Consider the following 26,791-nt stretch of genomic DNA (forward strand, 5'->3'; position numbering starts at 1 on the left):
TGAGGTAAGATGCGTCTGTACCCGTCGGTGATATCCGAAATAGCCCTATGAGCCGCGGTTGAGCGGTATCCCGGAATGGGATGCGATCAACCGCGGTAATTTTTTTAACCCTGAGCCGTTTATGAGCACTATTCCACTGACGAAGCGCGGTGCTGACCAACTGCGTGACGAATTGCAACGACTGAAGTCGGTCGAGCGTCCGTCGGTGATCCACGCGATCGCCGAGGCGCGTGCACAAGGTGATTTATCGGAAAACGCCGAGTACGATGCCGCGAAGGAGAAGCAGGCGTTCATCGAGGGCCGCATCGCTGAGCTCGAGTCAAAATTATCGGCCGCGCAGATCATCGATCCGAAGGCGGTCGACGCAGATGGGCGCGTCGTATTCGGCGCCACCGTCGATCTCGAGGATCTCGATTCAGGTGACAAGGTCACCTACCAGATCGTTGGGGACGACGAGGCGGATCTCGAGCATGGGCTGATCTCGGTCAGTTCGCCGATTGCTCGCGCGTTGATTGGCAAACTCGAGGGCGATGTGGCGGCAGTGCAAGCGCCCAGCGGCGTGCGCGAGTACGAGATCATTGCGGTACGTTACGAGTAAAATGTCATGCTCCTGTTGATCGCACCATTCAAACGATGATTGCACAGCGCTTGTTCCGCCTGCTCGCGATGCTGTGGGTCGGCAGTCTCGTCAGCATTGGCTACCTGGCTGCGCCGACCCTGTTCGCGTCGCTCGATCGCGCGAACGCGGGCACGGTCGCCGCCTCACTTTTCCACACGCAGGCGGTGATCGGCATGGGGACCGGTATCGTACTGCTCGGGTTCGCGCACGCGTTCGTTAAGCGCGGCGACCGAGCGTACCGGGCCGCGCGCTGGGTGATCGTCGCGATGCTGGTTTGCGTGTTGGTCGGCTATTTCGCGCTGCAGCCGTTGATGAACGAATGGCGCGTCGCGGCGCAGCAAGCCGGGACCGATGTTGGACGTTCCGCTTATGCGGCGCGCTTTGGTGCATTGCACGTCGCATCCAGCGCCATCTACCTGGTGCAAAGCCTGCTTGGCCTCGTGCTGGTGTGGCGCTTACCGGTCGCCACGCGGTCGATGTTCTGAGCGATCGCACCCCCGCCATCGCGGTGCGCTCGCCGTGCAGGCTGCGCGCAATCGCATGCCGTCAACGGGCGTGCGTGGACGCGCGGGAGTCGGTAGCGGGTCGGTTGTGCCTACTTGTTGGACTGGTGCTGGCGCTTTGGACTTGTCTGTCGCTTTTTCGCCTTTTTGACATTGCCGCCAGAGGTGACGCGTTCATTGCCGAGCACCTTGACCAATTGCGGCTTTGGGCGCCGTATCGTGCTGGACGGTTTCACAACCTTGACGACACGTGGCGCGGCACTAGCCGTCGATGTGTCGCGGCGCACGGCGGAGCGGGCGGTGCCGGCGCTCGGCACATCGGCGTTGCGCTGTGGCACGGCGCGGGCCTGGGCCGTGCGGGTGCGCGAGGCAGTGCCGCGCGGGGTACGGGCCTCGGTGTCGTCGCGTCGCGGCCTCCAGATCACCAGCAGCTTGCCGATATGCTGAATGGGCGCCGCTGATAGACGGTCGCAGATTGTGTCGTAAAGCGCCGCGCGCTCGTCGCGCTCGTCGCCGAACACGCGGATTTTAATCAACTCATGCGCGTTCAGGTGCACGTCGATCTCGTTGAGTACCGCGTCGGTCAATCCATCTGCGCCGATCAGGACGACTGGCTTCAGCGGATGGGCTTGCGAGCGCAGCGCGCTGCGCTCGGCGGAGGAAAGGGTCAGGGCAGGCATGTGGGTAATCCGGCAAGCAGGGCCGCGGCCAACGCGGCCGCAAAAGACGCTTATTATCCGCCAAAAGAGCCGTCACCGTGTCGCTCGGGCCACATTTAAACTCTTTTATGGCAAAAAACCGTTTCAATCAATCGTGGTTGCATGACCACATCAATGATCCGTACGTCAAGCTCGCGCAGCGCGACGGATATCGGGCACGCGCGGCGTACAAGCTCAAAGAAATCGACGAACAGGACAAGCTGATCCGGCCCGGACAGGTGATCGTCGACTTGGGCGCCGCACCAGGAAGCTGGAGCCAATACGCGCGTAACAAGCTGGCGGCCGGTGTCCACCGTGCCGGCGGTGGCATTAATGGCACGATCATTGCGCTGGATATGCTGCCGATGGAGCCAATCGCCGATGTGACGTTCATCCAGGGCGATTTCCGCGACGACGCGATACTGGCGCAGTTGGAGGCGGCCATCGATGGACGCGCGGTAGACCTTGTCATTTCCGACATGGCCCCCAACCTGTCGGGTGTCGCGGTGGCGGATGCGGCGCGGATCGAGCACGTGTGTGATTTAGCGCTCGAATTCGCCCAGCATTACTTGACGCCACAGGGAGCGCTGTTGGTCAAGTGTTTCCACGGCAGCGGCTACAGCCAGATCGTCGAGCGGTTCAAGCACCAATTCAGGACCGTGGCTGCGCGCAAGCCGAAGGCTTCGCGCGACAAATCGTCGGAAACATTTATTCTCGGTCGGGTGCTGAAGCATCCGCGGGCGTAAATGCAGGAATATCGGTTCAGCAGCGCACCGTTTCGGCATGGCGCGCCGAGACGCGCAAAACGCGTGGTTTTTTTCAAGTTTTTCGCTATCCGCCCGAGCGTCAATCGCTATGGCAGGGGGAGGCGGACTGGATTAGAATGCCCAAAGGTGGTTGGCTTTCTGGCTGAAAGTCGGATGCCGCCCTATATGAGTGAAGGAGTGGTGCGTTGAACAACAACATGTTTTCCAAGGCGGCAGTGTGGCTTGTCATTGCACTGGTGCTGTTTACGGTGTTCAAGCAGTTCGACAAGCCCCGCGTCCAGGAAGGCGTCACGTATTCGCAGTTCATGGACGACGCGAAGAACGGCAAGATCAAGAACGTCATCGTCCAGGGCCGCAATCTCACCGTCACTCCTGCGGATGGCCAAAAATACCAAATTGTGTCGCCCGGCGACATCTGGATGGTCGGCGACCTGATGAAGTATGGCGTGCAGGTCAGCGGCAAGGCGGATGATGAACCGAACGCGCTGGTGTCTGCGCTGTATTACCTCGGCCCAACGATCCTGATCATCGGGTTCTGGTTCTACATGATGCGACAGATGCAGGGCGGCGGCAAAGGCGGCGCGTTTTCGTTCGGCAAGTCGCGCGCGCGGCTGATCGATGAAAACAACAATGCGGTGAATTTTACCGACGTTGCGGGCTGCGATGAGGCGAAGGAGGAAGTGACCGAGCTAGTCGATTTCCTGCGCGATCCGCAGAAGTTTCAGAAGCTCGGCGGCCGCATTCCGCGCGGTGTGCTGCTCGTTGGACCGCCGGGGACCGGCAAGACGCTGCTTGCACGTGCGATCGCCGGTGAGGCAAAGGTGCCATTCTTCAGTATTTCGGGTTCGGACTTCGTTGAAATGTTCGTTGGCGTGGGCGCAGCCCGCGTGCGTGACATGTTCGAGCAGGCGAAAAAGCACGCCCCCTGTATCGTGTTCATCGATGAAATCGACGCAGTTGGTCGCCATCGCGGCGCCGGCATGGGCGGTGGCAACGACGAGCGCGAACAGACGCTGAATCAAATGCTGGTCGAGATGGACGGTTTCGAGGCCAATTCGGGCGTGATCGTGATTGCCGCGACCAATCGCTCCGACGTGCTCGACAAGGCGCTGCTGCGTCCCGGACGTTTCGACCGTCAGGTCTACGTCGGCTTGCCGGATATCCGTGGACGCGAGCAGATCTTGAAGGTCCATCTGCGCAAAGTGCCGATTTCGAGTGACGTCGATGCGTCGGTGGTGGCGCGCGGCACGCCAGGCTTTTCCGGCGCGGATCTCGCGAACCTGGTGAACGAGGCGGCGCTGTTCGCCGCGCGTCGCGGCAAGCGCATCGTCGAGATGCAGGACTTCGAAGATGCCAAGGACAAGATCTTCATGGGTCCGGAGCGTAAGTCAGCCGTGATGCGCGAAGAGGAGCGTCGCAATACGGCGTATCACGAGTCGGGCCATGCGGTTGTCGCAAAGCTGCTGCCGCACGCCGATCCGGTTCACAAAGTAACAATTATGCCGCGCGGCTGGGCGCTGGGCGTCACGTGGCAGCTGCCCGAGCATGATCGCGTCAATCTGTACCGCGACAAGATGCTCGAGGAGATCGCGATTCTGTTCGGCGGCCGGGCTGCCGAGGAAGTCTTCTTGAATTCGATGTCCACTGGCGCGTCCAATGACTTCGAACGGGCGACAAAGATGGCCCGCGACATGGTGACGCGATACGGCATGTCCGACGTGCTTGGGACGATGGTCTATATCGATACGGAGCAGGACGGCATGCTCGGCCGGTTGTCGTCGCGTTCGGTGTCTGAGGCCACGCAACAGAAGGTCGACGCAGAGATTCGCCGCATCCTAGACGAACAATATGGGCTGGCGCGCAAGCTGCTGGAGGATAACCGCGAAAAGGTCGAGGCGATGGTCAAGGCGCTGCTCGAATGGGAGACGATTGACGCCGACCAGATCAATGACATCATGTCGGGTAATGATCCGCGTCCGCCGAAGAACCTGCCCCCGCCGTCCAGCGACGCGCCGAGCGGCGGCACGGGTGGCGGCGCCGAGGTGAAGCCCACGCCGGGCGCGACCGCCCCCGCGTAAAACCGCAACCGTTTTCCCGCCAAGGGCTGGTGCTGGTGCACCAGCCCTTTGTCATTTATTTTCTCCCCGGTATTCCTATTCGATGTCGAGTATTCCTAGCACAACCGGCCCGGCCGCCAGCGCGACGTTGCAATGTGGCCGCTTCAGGCTGACGCTGGCACGGCCCCTGGTGATGGGTATTTTGAACGTGACGCCGGACTCGTTCTCCGATGGCGGACGTTTCGTCGGCTATGAGGCCGCTCGTGTGCACGCCCAGCAGATGATCGACGAGGGGGCCGACTTGATCGACATCGGCGGCGAATCGACGCGGCCTGGCGCACCGCCGGTCACGCTGGACGAGGAACTGGCGCGGGTGTTGCCTTTGATCGACGCGTTGCGCGATACGGGTGTGCCGATCTCAGTCGATACGTACAAGCCCGAAGTGATGCGTGCCGCGCTCGATGCCGGCGCAGACATGATCAACGACATTTGGGGCCTGCGTCAGCCCGGCGCGCTCGATGCGGTGCGCGACACGCGTTGCGCTCTGTGTGTCATGCATATGCAAGGCGAACCCGGTACGATGCAGCGCGAGCCACAGTACCGCGATGTCGTCGCGGATGTTCGTGGCTTTCTCGACGAGCGGCTCCGGTCACTGAAGCGCGCCGGGATCGCCGCAGACCGGCTTTGTGTCGATCCGGGCTTTGGTTTTGGCAAGACGCTTGAGCACAACTTCACGCTGCTGCGTGAGTTGCCGCACGTCGTGCCCGCCGGCGTGCCGATTCTTGTGGGGCTGTCGCGTAAGTCGATGATCGGCGTGGCCACGAGTCGCAACACACCGCAGCAGCGGATGGCCGGCAGCCTTGCCGGCATGCTGGCGGCGGTCGATCGGGGCGCGTCGATCGTGCGCGTGCACGATGTCGCGCCGACGGTCGATGCATTGAAGGTCTGGCAGGCGATGCGGGCACGACCGTGGTGCGACGCCCAGTCCATGCAGGGCTAGAGAAATAAACAGCAACAGAGGCGACGCACGTTGCGGCGTGCGCGGCGCACACCGGTGGACGCGTCGCACAGGACGAAAAAAGGAGTTCAACATGAGTCGTCGTTATTTCGGCACGGATGGTATCCGTGGCAAGGTGGGCGAGCCGCCGATTACCCCGGATTTCGTGCTGCGACTCGGCTATGCGGCCGGCAACGTGTTGGCCGGCGTGGGCACGCCGGGCAGCGGGCGGCCGACCGTATTGATCGGCAAGGACACGCGGGTTTCCGGCTATATGCTCGAGGCGGCGTTGGAAGCGGGATTCTCGGCGGCTGGCATCGATGTGATGCTAGCCGGCCCGATGCCTACGCCAGGCATCGCCTATTTGACGCGCGCGCTGCGCCTGGCTGCCGGCGTCGTGATCAGCGCGTCGCACAACCCTTACTATGACAACGGTATCAAATTCTTCTCGGGCGACGGCAATAAGCTGCCCGACGATGTTGAGCATGCGATCGAGGACCAACTCGAGCAACCGATGACGTGTGCGCCGTCCGAGCACCTCGGCAAGGCTCGGCGCCTGGATGACGCGGCAGGGCGGTATATCGAGTTCTGCAAGAGCACGTTTCCGGCCACATTCGATCTGCGTGGACTGAAGCTCGTCGTCGATTGTGCGAACGGCGCAGCCTATCAGGTCGCGCCGCACGTGTTCCATGAGCTGGGAGCCGAGGTCATGTCAATCGGTGTTGCTCCGAACGGCTTCAATATCAATGACGGTGTGGGGGCGACCGCGCCTGATGCGCTCGTGGCGGCCGTGCGCGCTCATCATGCCGATTTAGGCGTCGCACTGGACGGCGACGCAGACCGGCTGCAGGTCGTTGACGCGTGCGGCCGCCTGTATAACGGCGACGAGCTGCTGTACGTGCTCGTGAAGGATCGCATCGCCACCCACGGATCGGTGCCGGGCGCGGTCGGCACGCTCATGACGAACTTAGCGGTGGAGGTCGCGCTACAGCAGCTTGGCGTCGAATTCGTGCGCGCTGCGGTAGGCGATCGCTATATCCTGGAGCAGCTGCGTGAACGAGGTTGGCAACTCGGCGCCGAAGGCTCTGGCCATATCCTGTCGCTGGACCGCCATACGACTGGCGACGGCATCGTATCGGCGCTGCTCGTGCTCGCCGCGATCAAACGCAGCGGTCAGACATTGGCTCAACTGCTCGGCAAGCTGACGTTGTTTCCGCAGACACTGGTCAATGTGCGGATGACGCCGGGTGCCGATTGGCAACGCAGCCCCGCGATCCGTGAGGCCGTCGCGCAGGCCGAGCGCGCATTGGGCCAGTGCGGCCGGGTGCTGATCCGCGCGTCCGGCACTGAACCGGTGCTGCGCGTGATGGTCGAGGCGCAGCGGGCAGACGATGCAAGCGGCCACGCGCAAGCGATTGCCGAAGTCGCGCGCGCGGCGACCGCGGGGTGATTCTGGTGCCGGGGCGGTAAAAGACCTCAAGGCTGGACCGGATGTGACGCCGCGCACGCCTTACGATCAATCATGTGACTGTCACCATTTTTTCATCGATTGTCACATGACTGTCACGTATCCAGCCTAAGCTTTGCGGTGTGTCAAGTCTGCTCACCGTTGGAGGTCTCATGAAACTGATGCACACCGCGATCGCCGGCGTTGTCGGCGCCCTGTTGGCCTGGTCCGTGCAGGCTGCCGATATCACGGGTGCAGGCAGCACGTTCGCGGCGCCGATTTATACGAAGTGGGCCGATGCCTATCAGAAGTCGGGCGGCGGCAAGGTCAACTACCAGGGTATCGGATCGTCCGGCGGCATCAAGCAGATCATTGCAAAGACGGTCGCCTTCGCCGGCTCGGACGCGCCGCTGAAGGACAAGGATCTCGCCAAGGACGGCCTGTTTCAATTCCCGACCGTGGTCGGTGGCGTGGTGCCGGTGATCAACGTGCCGGGCATCAAGGCCGGCGAACTGGTGCTGTCCGGCGAGGTGCTAGGCGATATCTATTTGGGAAAGATCAAGAAGTGGAACAACCCGGCGATCGTCGCGCTTAATCCGAAGGTGAACCTGCCGGATACCGATGTCGCCGTCGTGCGTCGCGCCGACGGGTCGGGCACGAGCTTCATCTGGACGAACTATCTGTCGAAGGTGAACGCCGAATGGAAGTCGAAGGTTGGCGAAGGCACGACGGTGAACTGGCCGGTGGGCACCGGCGGCAAGGGCAATGACGGTGTGGCCGCGTTCGTACAGCGCTTGCCGGGCTCGATCGGCTACGTCGAATGGGCGTATGCGAAGCAGAACCATATGACCTACACCGCGCTGAAGAACCAGGCCGGCACGGTCGTCGAACCGAAGACCGAGACGTTCAAGGCTGCGGCAGTCGGCGCGGACTGGAAGAAGTCGTTCTACCAGATACTGACGAACCAGCCGGGCAAGCAAGCCTGGCCGGTGGTCGGCGCGACGTTCGTGTTGCTGCACACCGCGCAGGATAAGCCCGAGCAAGGCAAGGAGGCGCTCAAGTTCTTCGACTGGGCATTCAAGAACGGCACGCAAGCCGCGAACGAACTGGACTACATCTCACTGCCGGAATCGGTTGTCAGTGAAATTCGCACGCAGTGGAAGTCGAAGGTGAAGGACGGCGCGGGCAAGGCGCTCGCCGAGTAACCGGCATCCCGTGCCGGTGCGGCGGGCGCCACCGTTTCGTGCCGCGCCGGCGCGTGGTGCTCTGACGACAACCGGTCACGCGCGCGAGCGTTGCGCCGCGTGGCCTGTGAAGAGGCATCATGGCCGACATTCAGACTGCATCCAGCTCGGGTCGCAACAGTGCGATGAAAGCGCCGAGCCGCACAGGCGACATCGTTTTTGGCGCTCTGGCGCGGCTGGCCGCGATCGTGACCTTGCTGATGCTTGGCGGGATCATTGTCTCGCTGATCATCTCGTCTCTGCCGACCCTCCAAAAGTTCAGCTTTTCGTTCTTGTGGCGCTCCGACTGGGACCCACCTTCCGATCAATTCGGCGCACTGGTGCCGATCTACGGCACGATTGCCACATCGCTGATCGCCCTGATCATCGCGGTACCGGTGAGCTTCGGCATTGCGCTGTTCTTGACCGAACTCTCACCTGCCTGGCTGCGGCGCCCGTTGGGCATCGCGATCGAGTTGCTGGCCGCGATTCCGTCCATCGTCTACGGCATGTGGGGCCTGTTGGTGTTCGCGCCGATCTTTGCGAGCGGGTTCCAGAAGCCGCTGCAAACCGTGCTCGGCTCGATGCCGCTGGTCGGCGTGCTGGTGGACGGCCCGCCGGTGGGCATCGGCATCCTGGCCGCCGGCGTCATCCTCGCGATCATGACGATCCCGTATATCTCCGCGGTCATGCGTGACGTGTTCGCAGTGACGCCGGTTCTGTTGAAGGAGTCCGCGTACGGCATGGGCTGCACGACGTGGGAAGTCATGTGGAAAATCGTGCTGCCGTTCACGAAGACCGGTGTGATCGGCGGCATCATGCTCGGCTTGGGTCGCGCGCTCGGTGAGACCATGGCCGTCACGTTCGTGATCGGCAACACCAACTTGTTGTCCGGTGCTTCGTTGTTCGCTCCAGGCAACAGTATCACGTCGGCGTTGGCCAACGAATTCGCCGAGGCCCAGCCTGGGCTGCATACGGCAGCGCTGATGGAACTGGGCCTGATCCTGTTCGTGATTACCTTTATCGTGCTCGCCTTGTCTAAAGTGATGCTGTGGCGTTTGGAAAAAGGGCAGGGCGCACGATGAGCAGTCCCGTCTATTCTTGCGCGTCGAATCTTGTGTCGCCGGGTAGCGCGAACCCCCATGATGCGACGCGTATCCGGTTGCAGGCGCGTCGCCGTCGCACCAACGCGATTGCGTTGACCCTGTCATTGTTGGCCATGGCCTTCGGCCTGTTGTGGTTAGTGTGGATCTTGTTCACGACGCTGCGCCTGGGTGTCGATGGACTGTCGCTGACGCTGTTCACCGAATCGACGCCGCCACCGAACACGGACGGCGGCGGGCTGGCCAACGCGATCGTCGGCAGCCTTGCGCTGGTGACGTTGGCCACGCTGTTTGGCACGCCGATCGGCATTCTGGCTGGCGTCTATCTGGCCGAGTACGGTCAATCCAATCTGCTAGCTAGCACGACGCGTTTCATCAACGACATCCTGTTGTCCGCGCCGTCCATTGTCGTCGGCCTGTTCGTCTACGCGCTGGTGGTCGCCCGCATGGGGCACTTCAGTGGTTGGGCTGGTGTGGTGGCGCTTGCGCTGTTGCAGATCCCGATTGTGATCCGCACCACGGAGAACATGCTTAAGCTAGTGCCCAATGCGCTGCGTGAGGCGGCATTTGCACTCGGCACGCCGAAGTGGAAAATGGTGATATCGATCACGTTGAAGGCTTCGGTGGCGGGCATCACGACGGGCGTGCTGCTGGCGGTTGCGCGTATCGCCGGCGAAACCGCCCCCCTGCTGTTTACCGCGCTGTCGAATCAGTTCTTCAGCCTGGACCTAAATCAGCCGATCGCGAACCTGCCCTATACGATTTTCAAGTTTGCGATGAGTCCGTTCCCGCAGTGGCAAGTGCTCGCGTGGGCAGGCGTGTTTCTGATTACGCTGGGCGTGCTGGGCCTGAACATTTTGGCCCGTGCGTTGTTTTCGAAGTAAGCGACGGAAGACTATCCATGAACATGGCTGAGTGCCACCTCGACCCTTCGCGTACCGGCGCTAGCGCGCCAATTCCACTTGATCCGGCCAAAAGCGGCGCCCGCGTGCTGGCGCAGCCGAAGATCGAGGTGAAGAACCTGAACTTCTTCTATGGTCAATACCATGCGTTGAAGCACATCAATCTGAGCATTCCCGAGAAGCAGGTCACCGCATTCATTGGACCATCCGGTTGCGGCAAATCCACGCTGCTGCGCACGTTTAACAAGATGTTCGCGCTGTATCCAGAGCAACGTGCCGAGGGCGAGATCCTGATGGACGGCGAGAACCTGCTCGCGACCACTCGCGACATCTCGTTGCTGCGCGCGCGGGTCGGCATGGTGTTCCAAAAACCGACGCCGTTTCCGATGTCGATCTACGACAACATCGCGTTTGGCGTACGAATGTTCGAGCATTTGTCGCGCTCGGAAATGGATGACCGCGTCGAATGGGCGCTAACCCAGGCCGCGTTGTGGACCGAAGTGAAGGACAAGCTGCAGCAAAGCGGCTATGGGTTGTCCGGCGGCCAGCAGCAGCGGCTGTGTATCGCGCGCGGCATTGCGATTCGTCCCGAAGTGCTGTTGCTGGACGAGCCGTGCTCGGCGCTCGATCCGATCTCAACTGGCCGTATCGAGGAATTGATCGCCGAACTGAAGGACGACTATACGGTGGTCATCGTCACGCACAACATGCAGCAGGCGGCGCGCTGCTCGGACTACACTGCCTATATGTACCTGGGCCAACTCATCGAGTTTGGGGATACCGAGAAGATTTTCATCAAGCCGGTGCGCAAGGAAACAGAAGACTACATTACGGGTCGCTTCGGTTGATCGAGCCGATTGCCAAGACGGAAGAACATCATGTCCGACAAACATTTGTCCAGCCAGTTCGACACGGACCTGAACCAGGTTTCGTCCAGGGTCCTTGAGATGGGGGGGCTGGTGGAGTCGCAGATCATCAAAGCGATGCAGGCGTTGAACCATTTTGACGCCGAGGTGGCCGACCAAGTGATCCACGACGAGGCACGGCTCAACTCAATGGAAGTCGAAATCGACGAAGCGTGCAGTCATATCATCGCGCGGCGCCAGCCTGCGGCGCGCGACCTGCGGCTGCTGATGGCCATCTCGAAGACGATCACGAACTTGGAGCGCGCCGGTGATGAGGCCGAGAAGATTGCCAAGCGCGTGAAGCGAATTATGGAGGAGGGCAACGTACGCACGGTGAGCATCGCGGAAATCCGGCTGGCCGGTGACATGGCGACGTCGATCTTGCGCCGCGCGCTGGACGCGTTTGCCCGGCTGGACACGGTCGCTGCTGCGCAGATCGTGCGCGACGACAAGGCGATCGACGAGGAATTCCGGGCGTTTGTGCGCAAGCTCGTGACATACATGATGGAAGATGCGCGCACGATCTCGGTCGGGCTGGATCTGCTGTTCATCGCGAAGGCGGTTGAGCGCATCGGTGACCACGCGAAGAACATCGCTGAGTTCATCATCTACATCGTCAAGGGCAAGGACGTGCGGCACGTGCCGCGCGACCAGCTTGAGCGTGAGGCGTTGTCGTAGGACTGCGCGGCTTCGTTTAACTGTACGATTTTAGAGAGGCGAAAGAGGTGCCGATGCCCAGCAGCATTCTCGTGATTGAGGACGAACCCGCGATTTCCGAGTTGATTGCGGTGAACCTACAGCACGCGGGGCACTGCCCGATTCGCGCGTACAGTGCCGAGCAGGCGCAGAACCTGATCAGTGATGTCCTGCCGGACCTGGTGTTGCTCGATTGGATGTTGCCCGGCAAGTCGGGCGTCGCATTCGCACGCGAGTTGCGTCACAACGAGCGCACCCAGCACATTCCGATCATCATGCTGACCGCGCGGGGCGAGGAGCAGGATAAGGTGCTTGGATTGGAAATCGGCGCCGATGACTACATCACCAAGCCGTTTTCGCCCAAGGAGTTGATGGCGCGTATCAAGGCGGTGCTGCGACGCCGCGCGCCGCAGCTCACCGAGGATATCGTGTCGATCAACGGCCTGCGACTGGACCCGGCGACGCATCGCGTTGCGGCGAACAGCAACGGTAAGGAAACTCAGCTCGACCTTGGGCCGACCGAATTCCGCCTGCTGCATTTCTTCATGACGCATCCAGAGCGCGTGCATAGCCGCACGCAACTGCTCGACCAGGTATGGGGCGACCATGTGTTCGTCGAAGAGCGCACGGTGGACGTGCACATCAAGCGGCTGCGTGCCGCGCTCAAGCCGGCCGGCTGCGATGCTATGATTGAAACAGTGCGCGGCAGCGGCTACCGGCTGGCCAAGACAGCCTGACGCTGGCGCCGTCGGCGCCCGCACCTTCGTCGATTTTTCGCGGCACTTTCCGCTCCGACATGAATATCATTTGGGCGCGCGCGCTCGTGTCGCTGGTCTTGCTGGGCTGTGTCACCACGGCCATCGCCTTTGCGGTCAATGTGGACGCGGCGCTGTCGTTCGCGTTGCTCGCGCTGCTCGCGCAGTCGCTTTTCAACACCTACCATACGCAGCGCCTGTGGCGGCTGCTCGATGCGCCGGTTTACGGGGAAGTGCCGAGCGCGCCCGGGTTGTGGGGCGAGATCTACTACCGGTTGCATCGGCTTGCCAAGCGGTGGCACGCGCAGGTGCGGCAGGTGGAGCAGCAGCATACGCGGTTCATTCAAGGCATCCAGGCCTCGCCCAACGGCGTGATGATGCTCGACGATCACAACCGGATCGAGTGGTGCAATGCCATCGGTGAACAGCACTTCGGGCTCGACGTGAAACGCGATTTACGCCAGCACGTCACCCACCTGGTGCGCCAGCCCAATTTCGTGCATTACCTGAACGGCCATCAGTACGACGAGGCACTGACGATGCGGGGCATGGGCGCAAGCCGACAGCATATTCTGTCGGTGCAGGTTTTTCCGTATGGCGACAACCGCAAGTTGATCCTCACCCAGGATATTACCGAGATGGAGCGCATCGATGCGATGCGGCGCGACTTCGTTGCCAACGTGTCACATGAGCTGAAGACGCCGTTGACCGTGCTGTCCGGCTTTCTCGAGACGATGCGTGAACTGCCGGTTGCGGAATTGGACCGGCGACGATACCTGGATATCATGGCGCAGCAGGCGGCAAGGATGCAGACGATTGTCAACGACTTGTTGGTGCTCGCCAACCTGGAGGGCGACGCTAAGCCGCCGGCCGAACAGCCAATCGACATGCGCACGGTGCTGCAGCATCTGCGTAACGAAGCGTCGGGATTGTCAGGCGGACGGCACGCTATCCGATTCGAAGCTGACGACGAGCTTAACTTGGTGGGAGCGGAAAGCGAAATCCTCAGTGCGCTCGGCAACCTAGTCAGCAATGCGATCCGCTATACCCCGGATGGTGGGTCAATCCAGGTGACATGGCGCGCCAAGTCTGACGGTGCCGTGTTGAGTGTCGCCGACACGGGGCTGGGCATTCCGGCCGAGCATATCCCGCGGCTGACCGAGCGCTTCTATCGCATCGACCGCAGCCGCTCGCGTGACACCGGCGGCACCGGGCTCGGGCTGGCGATTGTCAAGCATGTGCTGCAACGCCACGATGCCTCGTTACACATTGCCAGTGAGGAGGGCAAGGGCAGCACGTTCTCGGTCAGTTTTCCACCGTCGCGGGTGATGCACGGGCGCGGTGCGGCGCTTTGACCTACGCCGGCGCGAAGGGGGCTGCGCAAGCCGTATTGAAGCGCTGGTACGGATCGACAATCCGGCCCGCCACTGACCCATGCACAAGACCCCGCACCTGCTCGCTGCTGTTGACCTGGGCTCGAACAGTTTCCGGCTCATCGTTGCACGCGTGGAGGAAACGTCCGCCGGTACGCAGATTGACCCCGTAGACGCGTTGCGCGAGCCCGTTCGGCTCGCTGCCGGCCTCACGCATGATAAGTTTCTCGACCGGCCGTCGCAGTTACGCGGCTGGGACGCACTCAAGCGCTTCGGCGAGCGGCTGCGCGATTTCCATCCGGACCACGTGCGGGCGGTGGCCACCAACACGCTGCGGGTCGCGAAGAACGCTGGCGAGTTCCTTGGCGAGGCCGAGCGCGCGCTGGGCTTTCCGATCGAGGTCATCGCCGGGCGCGAGGAAGCCCGCCTCATTTATGCGGGCGCTGCGCATTCGATGCCGGCAAGCCACGGCAAGCGGCTCGTGTTTGATATTGGTGGCGGTTCGACCGAGTTCATCATCGGCGAGGAATACGACCCGCTGATGTTGGAGAGCCTGTACATCGGTTGCGTGACGCACAGTGGGCGGTTCTTCCCGAACGGCAACGTCGACGACTACACGATGCGCCAGGCGGAACTGGCCGCCAAGCGCGAGATCCAGGTTATCTCCAGCCTGTACAAGCGGGCCGGTTGGGACCAAGCGGTCGGCTCGTCCGGCACCGCGCGGGCGATTGCGGAACTGATTGAGGCCAATCAGTTCAACGATGCCGGCGTGACGCACGGCATCACGCGTGGTGGACTGGAGCGCCTGAAGCGCGCGCTGATCAAGGCGGAAAATGTGAACCGGCTCAAGCTGGCCGCGCTCAAGGCTGACCGTGTGCCGGTGCTAGCCGGTGGCCTGTCGATCATGTTGGCGGTGTTCGAGGAACTGGGCATCGACTACGTGGACACGACCGATGGCGCATTGCGGCTCGGTGTGCTGTACGACCTGCTGGGCCGCTCACAGCACCAGGACATGCGTGCGGTGACGGTGGAAGGCTTCTCGCGGCGTTATGGCGTTGATCGCGCGCAAGCCGAGCGCATCGCCGCGCTGGCAACCGGTTCGACGTGATCTCGGGCCAGACGGTGGTCGGCAAGATCGTCGCGGCGCTGCACGCGGGCGATCCGCGCGGTGTCGAGCCGGTCCGCATGCCTTTGGCTGAGGCGCTTGCGGCGGTCGATACGAGCGTCACAACGCTGCGTGAGCAGGGCTGCTGCTATTCGTTCCGCGATTGGCACGACGACGTCAACGCGGTGGCCGTGCCGTTTCGCGATCCGCGGCAGGACCGCTGGCTTGTACTGAGCTGCAGCGGGCCTGCGTTGTCGATGGGGCCGCAGACCTTCATCGACGACGTCGCGCCCCGGCTGCGCGCGCTCGCCGCGCGCTTGGGCGGGCGTTGACGTCGTCGAGCGGCGGCCACCGCCAGCGCACCCTGCACGTCTTACAGCAGCGTACGCACCCGCCCCAATTCCGGGCACATCACGACATCGAGCAACTTTCGCAGATACGGTAAGCCGGCCGTGCCCCCGGTACCCTGTTTGAAACCGATGATGCGTTTCCACCGTGGTCACGTGTCGGAAACGCCCCTGCCGGAAGGCATCCTCGAGGTCAACCCGTTCCTCCACCATTTCATAGCACGCCCAGTGCTCAGACGGGTTGCGGTAGATCTCCAGCCATGCCACCTCGACACGGGCGTCGTACTCGGGGGGCACAACGCCCAGTCGCGCTGCAGCCGCGCCGGGGCGATCGCAAAGCCACGCCGTGACAGCATCCGGATCACCTTGTCGTACAGCGACGGCGCCTCGAGCGCGGCTTGCAACTGAGCATCCATATCCGGCCGTTGTGCAGGCGGCTTGAGCCTCTGCCGGTTCTTATGACCCAGCAGGAATGCGAGTTCGCGGCATAAAATTCTTTAGTGAAGGAGAAGAGGAGAATTGTATGCAGGCCATTTCACTCGATGCGACTGATTGCCGAATCCTAGCATTACTGCAGGAAGAGGGCCGCATCAGCAATCTCGAATTGGCGGAGCAGATCGCGCTGTCGCCGTCCGCTTGTCTTAGGCGGATGCGGTTGCTCGAAGAGCAGGGCGTGATCGAGCGTTATCGTGCGTCGTTGTCGCGCGAGAAGCTGGGTTTTGAACTGGAGGCTTTTGTGCAGGTGTCGATGCGCAATGACGAGCCGAACTGGCACGAAAAGTTTGCCGTCGCATTGCGCGATTGGCCTGAAGTGGTCGGCGCATTTGTCGTGACCGGGGAAAGCCACTACATGCTGCGCGTGCTGTCGCACAACCTAAAGCACTTTTCGGATTTCATTCTGAGTCGGTTGTACAAGGCCCCGGGCGTCATGGATATTCGTTCGAACATCGTGTTGCAGACGTTGAAGGATGGCGCTGGCGTCCCGGTCGAACTGCTGCCTCACGCGCGTTGAAACCCGTGCGGATTCAGCCGAGCGGATCGACGGTATGAAAGCCGCCGCGATGGAACACCAGCGGTTCGCGCGCATCACCGGTGACGCCGCAGCGCTCGACCTCGCCGACGAAGATCACATGATCGCCCTCGTCGTAGCGGCTGCGATTGTGGCACTCGAACCACGCCAGGGCGCCGTCCAGGATGGGCATGCCGGTGTCACCGGCCGCGTGCGCTACGCCGGCAAACCGGTCGCCTTTCAGCGTCGCGAAGCGGCGGCACAGCGCGAGCTGCGACGCGGCGAGCACATTGACGACATAATGTGTATTGGCTTCGAATACGGTCATCGAGCTTGCTCGTTTCGCCAGGCTCCACAGCACGAGGGGTGGCGCCAGCGAAACGGAATTGAACGAACTGGCGGTGATGCCGATCAATTGTCCCGATTCGGCACGTGTCGTGATGATGGTCACGCCGGTGGCGAATTCGCCCAGTGCGAGCCGGAACGCAGCAGTATCGAAGTTAGGTTGGGCGGCGGACTTCATGGGTGAGTGCAGGCGGCGCGCCAGGGACGCACACGTGAGAATAGTGAAGCGTTGAATGAGGTGAAGCTGGGATTGTAGCGGATCGGGCGCGGGTCGGCTGATCGGGCCGCCGGAGGCGTCCGTGGGGCGGTACTGCACGACGACGGGACGGGCGTGCGGCAAGGCTTGGCGGGCATGCCGCACATTGACGGAAGGCATGATTCGATGGCAAATGCCTAACTTGACGGGGGATGTCTGACCCGACAGGGGGCTGATTGATTAATAAAGGGTAATGATGAGTGAAGTGGCAACGCTGGGTGGAGGATGCTTCTGGTGCCTCGAAGCGGTGTTCCTGGATGTCGAAGGTGTCACGGCCGTTGAGTCAGGCTACGCGGGTGGCCATGTCGACGCTCCAGCGTATGAAGCGGTGTGCAGCGGCGCGACGGGGCATGCGGAGGTCGTCAATCTGACGTTCGATCCGGCGGTGATCGTTTATCGCGACATCCTGGAGATTTTCTTTGCCACGCACGATCCGACGCAACTGAATCGGCAAGGTAACGACATCGGCACCCAGTACCGGTCAGTGATCTTCACGCATTCGGACGAACAGGCACGCATTGCGACGGCGATGCGCGACGAGCTTGCACAGTGCCGGCTTGATGACGCGCCAATCGTCACGCGGATTGAGCCGCTGGCGGGGAACTATTGGCCAGCCGAAGCCTATCACCAGAACTATTTCGCAAACCACCCGGCACAAGGCTATTGCTCGTTCGTGATCGCGCCGAAGGTGGCCAAGTTCCGGCAGCGTTTTGCGCACCGGCTCAAGTCGCGGCGCGCATAGCAACGCAGGCCCATGCTCGCACTGGCACGCCGGGACAGGGCGCCCAGCCCAGCCCGCTGCGCGGCACTGCGCACGGTGGCGAGACTATCCGGGCGAAGCTAGATAGGCAACGATTGCGTCGGCCAGCGCGATGCACGAGAGCGGGGCGCATCCCTCGGCGTTGTTGCTGACCGTGATCAGCACGGACTGGCCTACGCGTGCGTGGCGTGCCGCCAGCGCGGCGAGCGCCTCGCGCGTGTCGTGGTCCTCATCGAGCATCGTGTCAAAGGGAGCGTACCGCGCTTGTGCCTGTTGGTGCTTCAATCCCGCATGAAGATTCCAGCGCACGACCAATGGGCCGGGCGTGTCGCCGTCGAGCAGCGCCAGCGCGGCAGCCTGGCGCTGCACGGACGGCATCCGTGCGTGGATGCCGATGCAGTAGCGCACGCGTGCGGTCCGCAGGGCCTTCATCAACCGGGGCGTCAGCAGGATCGCGTCGCGGATCTCCACCGCGTACACGACCCCGTCGGGCAGCGGCGGTAGCGCCTCCAGAAACGGCTGCAGGCGCTGGACGAACGCGGCTGGATCGGCAATCCATCTGTCGGGCAGCGGCGGGAACTGGAACACCAGTGCGCCGGCCTTGTGGCCGAGCCCTTGCAGACAAGGCTCAATGAACTCGCGCCGTGCCAGCCCGCTATCGAGAAAGCATGGATTGGCTTCGCCCGGCATGCCGCGCTCGCCGCGCACCGTCGCATCGGTGATACTCGACGTTGCCTTGACAGTGAAGCGGAACGCGTCGGACACTTGCGACGCGTAACGTGCATAGTCGCCGACGGTCAGTGGCGCATAGAAGGTCCGGTCGATGCTGACGCTGCGCAGCAGCGGATGCGCGCTGTAGGCAGCCAACCCATTGCGCGACAGACGGCTGTCGCTATATTCGTCGCCATAGACGAGGCCGTTCCATCCCGGGTATGACCATGACGATGTGCCGAGGCGCACGTTGGGCGGCAACGCGGCGCCCAGTCGTCGGCAACGCTCGTCGATGCGCGCCGGCAGGATCTCCCCGCGCGAGCCGTGGCGCGCCGACGCGGCGGTTGCGGGCTTGCCGGTATCAGCCGGCTCCGCCGGCGGGGGCGTGCCGAACAGATGAAATTGACCGTCGTTCGGTGGCGTTTGCTCGGTCACAGCGGGTTAGCATACATGTAGCGGCGCGACCAGGGCAGCGTGCCCGCGGGTCGTCCGGCCTTGCGGCAGACCACCTGGTAGATCGACACGTCATCGTTGTCGAATGCATATGCGCACCCGGCCAGGTACACACGCCAAATGCGGAATTTCTCGTCATCGACGAGCGTTCTCGCTTCGGCCGCGCATTGCTCGAAATTTTCGGTCCACAACTCGAGCGTGCGTGCGTAGTGTCGACGCAAACTCTCGACGTCAATGGCCTCCAGCCCACCGCGCTGCATCGCTTCCAGCGCCAGGCTGATATGGGGCAGTTCGCCGTCGGGGAAAACATACTTGTCGATGAACTCGCCGCCGCCCAGCGCGGTTTCGCCGCTGTTAAAGTCGCTCGACGTGATGCCATGGTTCATAGCGATGCCATCGTCGGTGAGCAACTCGCGGATCTTGCTGAAGTACAGCGGCAGGTTCTTGCGACCGACGTGTTCAAACATGCCGACGCTAGTGACGCGGTCGAATTGCCCCGACACGTCGCGGTAGTCCTGCAGCCGGATCTCGATCCTGTCCTGCAGTCCCGCGTCCTTGACGCGTTGCGTGGCCAGCGCGAATTGATTTTCGGACAACGTGACGCCAATGCACTGTGCGCCGAACTTCTGCGCCGCGCGCAGCACGAGCGCCCCCCAGCCGCAGCCGATATCGAGCAACCGCTGCCCAGGTTGCAAATGGATCTTAGTCAGGATGTGGTCGATTTTCTTCAGTTGCGCGGCGTCCAAGTCCTCGTCGCCATTTTCGAAATAGGCGCACGAATAAACCATGTTTTTGTCTAGCCACAGCTTGTAGAACTCGTTGGATACATCGTAGTGGTACTGGATCGCCTTTTTGTCCGAGGCTTTCGTGTGCATGAAATAGCGCCGTACGCGCGCCAGCTTGCTGGCATGGGTGACCGTGCTACGAGCCAGCGAGTAGCCGATGCGGATCACATCAGACAGTTTACCCTCGATGTCGATCTTGCCCTTGATGTATGCCTCGCCGAGGTGGTCCAGGCTCGGGTCTAGCAGTAGCGGCAGCGCCGCCGCCGTGTTGACCTTCAGTGTGACCTGCGGCGCCGCAAACGTGCCGAAATCATGTTGCTGTCCGTCCCACAGGACCAGACGTGCAGGCAGATTGGTCTTTTCGCGCACCTGCGAAACCCATTGCGCAAGCTTTTTTTCCCAGAACATAAGAATTCTCCTGTTCGTTGAAACGCAAGCAAAGCAACTGTTGTTCGTCTGTGATGCAAACGTCCTGGCCCGCAACGCGGCCGCCCTCACGTGAGGCCTGGCCTCGTAAGGCGCCGGCATTGGCGGGCAGGGTCACGGCGACAGGCGCACGATCTGCCACGTGTTGTCCTGATTGCGCAGGTACTGGATTCGATCGTGCAGCCGCGATGGCCGCCCCTGCCAGAACTCGACCGCGTCCGGCACCAGCCGGTAGCCGCCCCAGTGCGGCGGCCGCGGCGGATTGTTGCCGAACTGTGCCGCGAAGTGCGCTTCACGCGCTTGCAGTTCCGCGCGATCGTGCAGCACCGCGCTTTGCTCCGACGCCCACGCACCGATGCGTGAGCCGACTGGACGGGACGCGAAATAGGCGTCGCTTTCGGCGTCGGCGATCTTGCTCACCTTGCCTTCGATGCGGACCTGGCGCTCTAGCTCAATCCAATAGAAGAGCAGCGTGGCGTACGGATTGTGCGCCAGTTCACGACCCTTGCGGCTCTGGTAGTTAGTAAAGAATGTGAAACCTTGCGCATCGACCTCCTTGATCAGCACGATGCGAGCGTCCGGCCGGCCACGCTCGTCGACGGTGGCCAGTGTCATCGTATTCGGTTCGGGAAGCTGTGCGTCGAGCGCCTGTTCGAACCAGCGTTCAAACTGCTTGATCGGATCGGCGTGGACCTCGGCCTCCGATAAGGTGCCAAGCGCGTAGTTCTTACGTAGATCAGCGAGGGAGCTCATCTTTTATGCGATCACTTACTATGGGTCGAGTATATCGGAAGACGACGATAGTCGCTCGATGGGGCGACGCGGCAGCCGCAGGCAAGGCACAATAGCGGTTTGGCTACCGCATCGCGCATGACGCGCGGCGGGGCTTCTTTCTGCTTCTCCAGCGTCAGACCATGTCCGCTTTGCATGCCATTCACAACGCGTCATCCGAACCGTGCGCTGCGCGCGCGGCGTCAGCCAACCTTGCCCCGAAAACCGAGGAATTCGAGACAGCTGACTATCCGCGCCGTTTCGGCGGCGTAGCACGATTGTATGGCGCGGCCGCGCTACAGGCATTCGAGCGCTGTCATGTCGCAGTCGTGGGCATCGGCGGGGTCGGCTCGTGGGTGGCCGAAGCGCTGGCGCGTAGTGCGATCGGGCGCTTGACGCTGATCGACCTGGACCACGTCGCGGAAAGCAACACGAATCGCCAGATCCATGCGTTGAATGGCAACTATGGCAAGCCGAAGGTCGGTGCGATGGCCGAGCGGATCGCGGCGATCCATCCGCAGTGCGTTGTCACGCAGGTCGAGGATTTTGTCGAAACCGGCACCCTGGACGCGCGGCTGGGCGCCGGGTACGACTTCATCGTCGATGCCATCGATAGCGTACGCATTAAGACGGCGCTGATCGCATGGTGCGTCCGGCACCCGGTGCCGCTGGTGACAGTGGGCGGCGCGGGCGGGCAACTCGATCCGACGCGTATTCGCATTGACGATCTGGCCCGTACCATTCAGGATCCACTGCTAGCCAAAGTGCGGTCACAGTTGCGCAAATACCACGGATTCCCGCGCGGGCCGAAGGCCAAGTTCAACGTCCCGGCGGTCTACTCCGATGAGCCGTTGATCTACCCGCAAGCGGCCGCATGCGATCTGGACGGCGGGGAGGGTACGCACGCCGCCGCGCCGGACACTGGCGCGGCGCCGATTGGTCTCAACTGCGCGGGCTTCGGCTCGAGCGTGTGCGTGACCGGCGGCTTCGGCTTTGCCGCGGCAGCCTACGTGCTGCGCGCGCTGGCCGCGCGCCAGCCGGAATCGGCGCGCGGCTGCTCAGAATAGCGCGCTGCTCAGCTTGCGGCGCCACTCCGAGACCAGGTGCGGCTGCCCTGACGCGAGATCGAATACCGACAGCATTGTCTTGCGGCCGATGTCGTCACGGAACGAGCGGTCGCGCTTGACGATCTCCAGCAACTGTTCGAGCGCGCCGGCATAGTGACGTGCGGCGATCCATTGGCTAGCAAGATCAAAGCGTGCTTCCAGGTCCCCCGGATCGTTCGCAATGCGCGCTTCCAGCGCGCTCGTATCGGGCAACTCGTTGGCCACCGCGGCTGCGTCCAGCCGGGTCTTTAGCGCGTTATAGCGCGCGTCGATGCCCTGCGTGGTCCGCGGCGACAGGAATTGGGCCTCGGCTCGTGCGTCATCGAAACGATCATTGTCGAGCAGCCACTCGATCAGATCCAGGCGCGCCTCGTCAAATCCCGGATCGAGTGCCAGTGCCGTGCGCAACCGGCCTAGCGCTTCGTCGGTGCGCCCCTGGGCACGCAGTGCGTGCGCGGCGCGGCGCTCGGTTTCGGCGGCGTCGGGCACCCACTGGTCGATGAAGCGGCGCAATTGCCCTTCCGGCAGCACGCCGACGAACTGATCCACTGGCCGGCCGTCGACGAACGCGATCACGTGCGGAATGCTGCGAATGCCCAAATGCTGTGACAGTTGCGGATTTTCGTCCGAGTTGACTTTCGCGAGCTTGAAACGTCCACCATACTCGCGCTCGATTTTCTCCAACAGCGGGCCGAGGACCTTGCACGGGCCGCACCAGGGCGCCCAGAAGTCAACCAGTACCGGCACGTTTCTCGATGCGGCGATCACGTCCTGCTCGAAAGTCTCAAGCGTCGTGTCCATCATGTTCCTCGCAAAAAAGAAATGGGCTGTCCGACTGACAGATGAGGTCGAGCCCGCGTAATTCAACGGTCCGGCAGCGGAACCCATTCGGTCTTGCCGGGCCCTTGCTCATCGTCTGCTGCCGCCACGCCTGCCGCGCGCGCTCGATCTTCTCGCGTGAGCTGGAAACGAAATTCCAGTGGATGAAGCGCTCGCCGTCAAGTGGCGCGCCATCGGCGAGCATCACGCGAGCGCCGCTCGCTCGTCCGGCGGCGTGCGCTCCGAGTGCACGATACCGCGGCCGGCGATCATCCAGTTGACATCGCTCGGCTCGATGCGCTGAACCGAGCCGAGCGAGTCGCGATGTAGCAGTGCGCCGTCGAACAAATAGGTCACGGTGGCTAGCCCGATGTGCGGGTGAGGGCGCACATCGAGGCACCGATTGTAACGTCGCCGTGTACGCGGCGCTGCACGGGGCGTTACAACTGCTTACTTTTCGCCGTCAACGGTGTCGTTGGCCATCGCGTTTGTGTAGCCAAGCGCGACTGTTTCGCGCGTTCGGAAAAGGAGTCCGACATGAGCAAACTGCTGATTGCATTGACCGCCAGTCTGTTCGCCGCTTCCGCGGCATTCGCGCAAGGCGCGGCATCCACGCCCGCGGCGGCGTCCGCACCTGCCGCAACCGCGTCCGCGCCGGCGGCCGCCAGCGGCGTGAAGGCCAAAAAGCACCATGCACGCCACCATCACGGTGCGAAGGCGAAGAGCGCCGAGCAACAAAAGGCGGCGCGCAACGCCGACAGCAGCGGTACCGGTTCGAAGTAACGGGTCCGGGCGCGGCCGCGGGGGGCGGTCGCGTTCGATGCGTCGCGCGCCGCGAGCGCGGCATCATGGTGTTTCGCACAGCCTCTCCCGCATCGGCGGGCGAGGCTTTTTTGATTGGTGCGGCGTGCTGCCGATACTGTCGCCCGCTCCATAAGCTCGATAGGCGGGTTATCCTGATAGCTATTCGCGTGGCCCAGGCAAGGCCGCCGCGCGGCACACACACCGCAATAATGCGCCAAGGAGTGCCCGATGTCGCCAAAGGACCTGTTGCTCGCGTTTGTCGTGATCGCGGTATGGGGCGTCAATTTTGTCGTCATCAAGGTCGGGCTGCACGGCGTGCCGCCGATGCTGCTCGGTGCGCTGCGTTTCCTGCTTGCGGCTTTTCCCGCCGTGTTCTTCGTCAGGAGGCCAACTGTGCCGTGGCCGCTTTTCCTGGCTTATGGCGCGACCATCGCATTTGGCCAGTTAGCGTTGCTGTTCATGGCCATGTATGTCGGGATGCCTGCCGGACTGGCGTCGTTGGTGCTGCAATCGCAGGCGTTCTTCACACTGGTGTTCGCTGCGCTGCTGCTCGGTGAGCATTGGCGAGCGCACAACCTGCTCGCGCTGGCGATTGCGGCGATCGGGTTGGCAATCATCGGCATACAGGGCGGTCATGCCATGACGGTTACCGGCTTCGTACTCACGCTGCTCGCAGCATCGATGTGGGCGCTGGGCAATGTCGTGATGCGCAGAATTGGCAAGGTCGACTTGTTGGGACTGGTGGTCTGGTCCAGCCTGATCCCCCCATTGCCCTTCCTCGCACTGTCCCTTTGGTTCGAGGGGCCGGCGCAGATCTGGTCGTCGGTCGGCCAGATCTCGGCTGCGTCGGTGTTCGCGGTAGCCTATCTGGCATTCGTCGCCACGTTGCTCGGCTACAGCTTGTGGGGTTGCTTGTTGACGCGCTATCCGGCCGCGCAGGTCGCGCCGTTTTCGCTGTTGGTGCCGATCGTCGGGCTGAGCACTGCGGCGCTGTGGCTCGGCGAGGCGCTCACCCTGCCGCAATGGCTCGGTGCGGTGCTGGTGATGGGCGGCTTGCTGGTGAACGTGTTCGGCCGCTGGCTGAGCGATCGGCTGGCGCGCGTACGCCGAGCTTGAGCATGGCGACGTCAAGCCGGCGCGGCTTGTGCCAGGCCGGCGCGGGCTTGTGCAACGACGCGCGCTCGCCGCATGTCACCCGTTACGTGGATTTTCCCCAACTGTCGCGCAGGCTGACGATCCGGTTGAACACCGGCTGGCCGGGCACCGAATCGACACGGTCCGCGACGAAGTAGCCGTGCCGCTCAAACTGAACCCGGTCCTCGGGCAGGAACTGTTGCGCGCTCGGCTCCAGGTAGGCGGTTACCACGCGCTTGGCATCCAAATTCAGCGCTTCCAGAAAATCGCGCCCGCCGGCATCCGGCTGCGGCTCCTTGAACAGCCGGTCGTACAGGCGCACCTCGGCGCGGTACGCATGTGCGGCGCTAACCCAGTGGAGGTTGCCCTTAACCTTGTAATGGTTCGAACCCTCAGTCCCCGACTTGCTGTCCGCGAAATAGTTGCAATGCACCGCGACGATGTTGCCGTGTTCATCCTTGTCCGCGCCCGTGCATTCAACGACGAAACCGTAGCGCAGCCGCACGCGATTGCCCGGGAACAGTCGGAAATAGCCCTTTGGTGGGTTTTCGTTGAAATCCTCACGCTCGATCCACAACTCCCGCGAGAACGGGAAAGTCCGCGTGCCGCGCTCTGGGTGATGCGGATGCACCGGCGCGCTGCATGTTTCCTCGCTATCCTGCGGATAGTTGTCCACGATAAGCTTGAGCGGATCGAGTACGGCGATTGCGCGGGGGGCTTTCTCGTCCAGATCTTCGCGCAGCGCTGCCTCGAGCAGGCCGAAATCGATCCACGAGTTAACCTTGGTCAGCCCGGTGCGTTCGCACATCAGCCGGATGCTCTCCGGCGTGAAGCCTCGACGGCGCAACCCGACAATCGTCGGCATGCGCGGATCGTCCCAGCCGTCCACGTGCTTGCCCTCGACCAGTTGCAGCAACTTGCGTTTGCTCGTGATCACATACGTCAGGTTGAGCCGTGAGAACTCGATTTGCTGTGGCAGTGGGCGTGTGAAGATGCCGGCATCGGCCAGCTCCGCGAGAAACCAGTCGTACAGCGGTCGGTGATCCTCGAACTCGAGCGTGCACAGCGAATGCGTGATGTTCTCCAGCGCATCGCAGATGCAGTGCGTGTAGTCGTACATCGGATACACGCACCATGCGTCGCCGGTGCGATAGTGATGGGCGAAGCGAATCCGGTAGATGACCGGATCGCGCATGTTGATGTTCGGCGACGCCATGTCGATCTTGGCGCGCAACACATGCGCGCCTTCGGCGAATTCGCCCGCTTTCATCCGTCGAAACAGCGCCAGGTTTTCCTCCGGCGTGCGGTCGCGATATGGTGACGGCGTGCCCGGCTCGGTCAGTGTGCCGCGCGTGGCGCGCATCTGCTCCGCGCTCTGGCTGTCCACATAGGCCTTGCCACGCTGGATCAGGAGCTCGGCGAATGCGTACAGCTTGTCATAGTAGTCGCTGGCGAAGTACAGGTGCTCACGACCGTCCTTCTGCCAATCGAAGCCGAGCCACCGGACCGCGTCGATGATCGAGTTCACATACTCGACATCTTCCTTTTCTGGGTTCGTATCATCAAAGCGCAGGTGGCAAACGCCACCGTAGTCGCGCGCGATGCCGAAGTTCACGCAGATGCTTTTGGCATGACCGATGTGCAGGTAGCCGTTCGGCTCCGGCGGGAAGCGCGTCTCGACCCGTTGACTCCACTTCCCGGACCGGTTGTCGTCGTCAATGATGTTGCGGATGAAGTTCGACGCGGCGGCCAGTTCGGTCGATGCGCGCGTTGGCGCGCCCGAACCGCCACCGGCCGGCGGCGCGCCAGCAGGGGCGGCAGGGTGGGGGTCGGGCTGGGCACCCGATCTTGCGTCGTTGCGTTCGATATTCATGAGCGGGCAGGGTGGGCCGGCCCGTGCCCGGGCCGGACGATG

General features: G+C 62.5%; 25 protein-coding genes and 4 pseudogenes. 20 read left to right on the forward strand and 9 right to left on the reverse strand.

All coding sequences use genetic code 11. The features are described from left to right. Positions 1-121 precede the first annotated feature (121 nt). Both greA and KQH60_RS04030 read left to right on the forward strand, forming a co-directional pair. Positions 122-598 carry a transcription elongation factor GreA gene (greA, locus tag KQH60_RS04025; protein ID WP_237575260.1) on the forward strand — a complete coding sequence of 159 codons (477 nt, stop codon included), beginning with the start codon at positions 122-124 and terminating at the stop codon, positions 596-598. A 38-nt stretch (positions 599-636) separates the two neighbouring features. Further along, positions 637-1,104: a DUF4149 domain-containing protein gene (locus KQH60_RS04030; protein ID WP_237575312.1), complete on the forward strand. Its 468-nt coding sequence runs from the start codon at positions 637-639 to the stop codon at positions 1,102-1,104. Positions 1,105-1,214: 110 nt separating this feature from the next. Here KQH60_RS04030 and KQH60_RS04035 read toward each other — a convergent pair whose 3' ends face one another. Further along, complete coding sequence (locus tag KQH60_RS04035; RefSeq protein WP_237575261.1) at positions 1,215-1,802, reverse strand: YhbY family RNA-binding protein; 588 nt, start codon at positions 1,800-1,802, stop codon at positions 1,215-1,217. 107 nt (positions 1,803-1,909) lie between these two features. Here KQH60_RS04035 and KQH60_RS04040 point away from each other — a divergent pair, with 107 nt between their 5' ends. The 13 genes and pseudogenes from KQH60_RS04040 to KQH60_RS04100 all read left to right on the forward strand — a co-directional run. Beyond that, entirely contained in the window at positions 1,910-2,566 is a 657-nt protein-coding gene (locus KQH60_RS04040) for an RlmE family RNA methyltransferase (RefSeq protein ID WP_237575262.1), read from the forward strand. 206 nt (positions 2,567-2,772) lie between these two features. Further along, complete coding sequence (ftsH, locus tag KQH60_RS04045) at positions 2,773-4,665, forward strand: ATP-dependent zinc metalloprotease FtsH (protein ID WP_237575263.1); 1,893 nt, start codon at positions 2,773-2,775, stop codon at positions 4,663-4,665. Between the two features lie 82 nt (positions 4,666-4,747). Beyond that, positions 4,748-5,644: a dihydropteroate synthase gene (gene folP / locus KQH60_RS04050; RefSeq protein ID WP_237575264.1), complete on the forward strand. Its 897-nt coding sequence runs from the start codon at positions 4,748-4,750 to the stop codon at positions 5,642-5,644. 91 nt (positions 5,645-5,735) lie between these two features. Next, a complete protein-coding gene (glmM, locus tag KQH60_RS04055) occupies positions 5,736-7,091 on the forward strand; it encodes a phosphoglucosamine mutase (protein WP_237575265.1) in 1,356 nt (451 codons plus the stop codon). 170 nt (positions 7,092-7,261) lie between these two features. Continuing rightward, positions 7,262-8,293 carry a phosphate ABC transporter substrate-binding protein PstS gene (pstS, locus tag KQH60_RS04060; RefSeq protein ID WP_237575266.1) on the forward strand — a complete coding sequence of 344 codons (1,032 nt, stop codon included), beginning with the start codon at positions 7,262-7,264 and terminating at the stop codon, positions 8,291-8,293. 119 nt (positions 8,294-8,412) lie between these two features. Next, positions 8,413-9,396: a phosphate ABC transporter permease PstC gene (gene pstC / locus KQH60_RS04065; protein ID WP_237575267.1), complete on the forward strand. Its 984-nt coding sequence runs from the start codon at positions 8,413-8,415 to the stop codon at positions 9,394-9,396. After that, positions 9,393-10,298 carry a phosphate ABC transporter permease PstA gene (gene pstA, locus KQH60_RS04070; RefSeq protein WP_237575268.1) on the forward strand — a complete coding sequence of 302 codons (906 nt, stop codon included), beginning with the start codon at positions 9,393-9,395 and terminating at the stop codon, positions 10,296-10,298. The genes pstC and pstA overlap by 4 nt, the downstream gene beginning before the upstream one ends. Positions 10,299-10,321: 23 nt before the next feature. Next, the gene (gene pstB, locus KQH60_RS04075; RefSeq protein ID WP_237575313.1) at positions 10,322-11,164 is read left to right on the forward strand and encodes a phosphate ABC transporter ATP-binding protein PstB; all 843 of its coding nucleotides are present in this window, start codon (positions 10,322-10,324) and stop codon (positions 11,162-11,164) included. A gap of 30 nt (positions 11,165-11,194) precedes the next feature. Further along, on the forward strand, positions 11,195-11,899 hold the full coding sequence (phoU, locus tag KQH60_RS04080) for a phosphate signaling complex protein PhoU (RefSeq protein WP_237575269.1): 705 nt from the start codon (positions 11,195-11,197) through the stop codon (positions 11,897-11,899). A 53-nt stretch (positions 11,900-11,952) separates the two neighbouring features. After that, complete coding sequence (gene phoB / locus KQH60_RS04085) at positions 11,953-12,654, forward strand: phosphate regulon transcriptional regulator PhoB (RefSeq protein WP_237575270.1); 702 nt, start codon at positions 11,953-11,955, stop codon at positions 12,652-12,654. A 59-nt stretch (positions 12,655-12,713) separates the two neighbouring features. Then, a complete protein-coding gene (phoR, locus tag KQH60_RS04090) occupies positions 12,714-14,027 on the forward strand; it encodes a phosphate regulon sensor histidine kinase PhoR (protein ID WP_237575271.1) in 1,314 nt (437 codons plus the stop codon). 79 nt (positions 14,028-14,106) lie between these two features. After that, positions 14,107-15,138 (forward strand): annotated as a pseudogene (gene ppx, locus KQH60_RS04095) (exopolyphosphatase); the annotation flags it as partial. A 101-nt stretch (positions 15,139-15,239) separates the two neighbouring features. After that, a pseudogene (locus KQH60_RS04100) lies at positions 15,240-15,482 on the forward strand (IclR family transcriptional regulator C-terminal domain-containing protein); the annotation flags it as partial. 41 nt (positions 15,483-15,523) lie between these two features. Here KQH60_RS04100 and KQH60_RS04105 read toward each other — a convergent pair. Next, positions 15,524-15,982, reverse strand: a pseudogene (locus KQH60_RS04105) (tryptophan 2,3-dioxygenase family protein); the annotation flags it as partial. A gap of 38 nt (positions 15,983-16,020) precedes the next feature. Between KQH60_RS04105 and KQH60_RS04110 the strand changes: the two are divergent. Beyond that, entirely contained in the window at positions 16,021-16,509 is a 489-nt protein-coding gene (locus tag KQH60_RS04110; protein WP_237575272.1) for an Lrp/AsnC family transcriptional regulator, read from the forward strand. Positions 16,510-16,522: 13 nt separating this feature from the next. On the opposite strand, the gene KQH60_RS04115 is transcribed toward KQH60_RS04110, so the two are convergent. After that, a complete protein-coding gene (locus tag KQH60_RS04115) occupies positions 16,523-17,029 on the reverse strand; it encodes a flavin reductase family protein (RefSeq protein ID WP_237575314.1) in 507 nt (168 codons plus the stop codon). A 271-nt stretch (positions 17,030-17,300) separates the two neighbouring features. Here KQH60_RS04115 and msrA point away from each other — a divergent pair, with 271 nt between their 5' ends. Continuing rightward, positions 17,301-17,849, forward strand: coding sequence for a peptide-methionine (S)-S-oxide reductase MsrA (gene msrA / locus KQH60_RS04120; protein WP_237575273.1), 549 nt, complete (start codon positions 17,301-17,303; stop codon positions 17,847-17,849). Between the two features lie 84 nt (positions 17,850-17,933). On the opposite strand, the gene KQH60_RS04125 is transcribed toward msrA, so the two are convergent. The 3 genes from KQH60_RS04125 to pdxH form a co-directional block, all read right to left on the reverse strand. Further along, positions 17,934-19,013, reverse strand: coding sequence for a DUF72 domain-containing protein (locus tag KQH60_RS04125; protein ID WP_237575274.1), 1,080 nt, complete (start codon positions 19,011-19,013; stop codon positions 17,934-17,936). Further along, positions 19,010-20,224, reverse strand: a complete 1,215-nt coding sequence (locus tag KQH60_RS04130) for a cyclopropane-fatty-acyl-phospholipid synthase family protein (protein WP_237575275.1) — start codon at positions 20,222-20,224, stop codon at positions 19,010-19,012. Before KQH60_RS04130 ends, KQH60_RS04125 begins: the two co-directional genes overlap by 4 nt. A gap of 132 nt (positions 20,225-20,356) precedes the next feature. Then, positions 20,357-20,995, reverse strand: a complete 639-nt coding sequence (pdxH, locus tag KQH60_RS04135) for a pyridoxamine 5'-phosphate oxidase (protein ID WP_237575276.1) — start codon at positions 20,993-20,995, stop codon at positions 20,357-20,359. Between the two features lie 161 nt (positions 20,996-21,156). On the opposite strand from pdxH, the gene KQH60_RS04140 reads away from it, so the two are divergent. Further along, the gene (locus KQH60_RS04140) at positions 21,157-22,080 is read left to right on the forward strand and encodes a ThiF family adenylyltransferase (RefSeq protein ID WP_237575277.1); all 924 of its coding nucleotides are present in this window, start codon (positions 21,157-21,159) and stop codon (positions 22,078-22,080) included. Here KQH60_RS04140 and trxA read toward each other — a convergent pair. Next, complete coding sequence (gene trxA, locus KQH60_RS04145) at positions 22,072-22,920, reverse strand: thioredoxin (protein ID WP_237575278.1); 849 nt, start codon at positions 22,918-22,920, stop codon at positions 22,072-22,074. The genes KQH60_RS04140 and trxA overlap by 9 nt on opposite strands. 62 nt (positions 22,921-22,982) lie before the next feature. Further along, a pseudogene (locus KQH60_RS04150) lies at positions 22,983-23,334 on the reverse strand (pirin family protein); the annotation flags it as partial. A 141-nt stretch (positions 23,335-23,475) separates the two neighbouring features. On the opposite strand from KQH60_RS04150, the gene KQH60_RS04155 reads away from it, so the two are divergent. Both KQH60_RS04155 and KQH60_RS04160 read left to right on the forward strand, forming a co-directional pair. Next, positions 23,476-23,721 carry a hypothetical protein gene (locus tag KQH60_RS04155; RefSeq protein WP_237575279.1) on the forward strand — a complete coding sequence of 82 codons (246 nt, stop codon included), beginning with the start codon at positions 23,476-23,478 and terminating at the stop codon, positions 23,719-23,721. Between the two features lie 249 nt (positions 23,722-23,970). Next, positions 23,971-24,858: an EamA family transporter gene (locus tag KQH60_RS04160; protein WP_237575280.1), complete on the forward strand. Its 888-nt coding sequence runs from the start codon at positions 23,971-23,973 to the stop codon at positions 24,856-24,858. An 82-nt stretch (positions 24,859-24,940) separates the two neighbouring features. On the opposite strand, the gene KQH60_RS04165 is transcribed toward KQH60_RS04160, so the two are convergent. Continuing rightward, a complete protein-coding gene (locus KQH60_RS04165) occupies positions 24,941-26,749 on the reverse strand; it encodes a glutamine--tRNA ligase/YqeY domain fusion protein (RefSeq protein WP_237575315.1) in 1,809 nt (602 codons plus the stop codon). Positions 26,750-26,791 lie beyond the last annotated feature (42 nt).

This window comes from Mycetohabitans sp. B8, assembly GCF_021991875.1.
In the GTDB taxonomy this organism is placed as follows: Bacteria; Pseudomonadota; Gammaproteobacteria; order Burkholderiales; family Burkholderiaceae; genus Mycetohabitans.

Coding starts and splice junctions, on each gene's coding strand:
- greA (WP_237575260.1), top strand. CDS start 122: ATGAGCACTATTCCACTGACGAAGCGCGGTGCTGACCAACTGCGTGAC.
- KQH60_RS04035 (WP_237575261.1), bottom strand. CDS start 1,802: ATGCCTGCCCTGACCCTTTCCTCCGCCGAGCGCAGCGCGCTGCGCTCG.
- KQH60_RS04040 (WP_237575262.1), top strand. CDS start 1,910: ATGGCAAAAAACCGTTTCAATCAATCGTGGTTGCATGACCACATCAAT.
- folP (WP_237575264.1), top strand. CDS start 4,748: ATGTCGAGTATTCCTAGCACAACCGGCCCGGCCGCCAGCGCGACGTTG.
- glmM (WP_237575265.1), top strand. CDS start 5,736: ATGAGTCGTCGTTATTTCGGCACGGATGGTATCCGTGGCAAGGTGGGC.
- pstS (WP_237575266.1), top strand. CDS start 7,262: ATGAAACTGATGCACACCGCGATCGCCGGCGTTGTCGGCGCCCTGTTG.
- pstC (WP_237575267.1), top strand. CDS start 8,413: ATGGCCGACATTCAGACTGCATCCAGCTCGGGTCGCAACAGTGCGATG.
- pstA (WP_237575268.1), top strand. CDS start 9,393: ATGAGCAGTCCCGTCTATTCTTGCGCGTCGAATCTTGTGTCGCCGGGT.
- pstB (WP_237575313.1), top strand. CDS start 10,322: ATGGCTGAGTGCCACCTCGACCCTTCGCGTACCGGCGCTAGCGCGCCA.
- phoU (WP_237575269.1), top strand. CDS start 11,195: ATGTCCGACAAACATTTGTCCAGCCAGTTCGACACGGACCTGAACCAG.
- phoB (WP_237575270.1), top strand. CDS start 11,953: ATGCCCAGCAGCATTCTCGTGATTGAGGACGAACCCGCGATTTCCGAG.
- phoR (WP_237575271.1), top strand. CDS start 12,714: ATGAATATCATTTGGGCGCGCGCGCTCGTGTCGCTGGTCTTGCTGGGC.
- KQH60_RS04110 (WP_237575272.1), top strand. CDS start 16,021: ATGCAGGCCATTTCACTCGATGCGACTGATTGCCGAATCCTAGCATTA.
- KQH60_RS04115 (WP_237575314.1), bottom strand. CDS start 17,029: ATGAAGTCCGCCGCCCAACCTAACTTCGATACTGCTGCGTTCCGGCTC.
- msrA (WP_237575273.1), top strand. CDS start 17,301: ATGATGAGTGAAGTGGCAACGCTGGGTGGAGGATGCTTCTGGTGCCTC.
- KQH60_RS04130 (WP_237575275.1), bottom strand. CDS start 20,224: ATGTTCTGGGAAAAAAAGCTTGCGCAATGGGTTTCGCAGGTGCGCGAA.
- pdxH (WP_237575276.1), bottom strand. CDS start 20,995: ATGAGCTCCCTCGCTGATCTACGTAAGAACTACGCGCTTGGCACCTTA.
- KQH60_RS04140 (WP_237575277.1), top strand. CDS start 21,157: ATGTCCGCTTTGCATGCCATTCACAACGCGTCATCCGAACCGTGCGCT.
- trxA (WP_237575278.1), bottom strand. CDS start 22,920: ATGGACACGACGCTTGAGACTTTCGAGCAGGACGTGATCGCCGCATCG.
- KQH60_RS04155 (WP_237575279.1), top strand. CDS start 23,476: ATGAGCAAACTGCTGATTGCATTGACCGCCAGTCTGTTCGCCGCTTCC.
- KQH60_RS04160 (WP_237575280.1), top strand. CDS start 23,971: ATGTCGCCAAAGGACCTGTTGCTCGCGTTTGTCGTGATCGCGGTATGG.
- KQH60_RS04165 (WP_237575315.1), bottom strand. CDS start 26,749: ATGAATATCGAACGCAACGACGCAAGATCGGGTGCCCAGCCCGACCCC.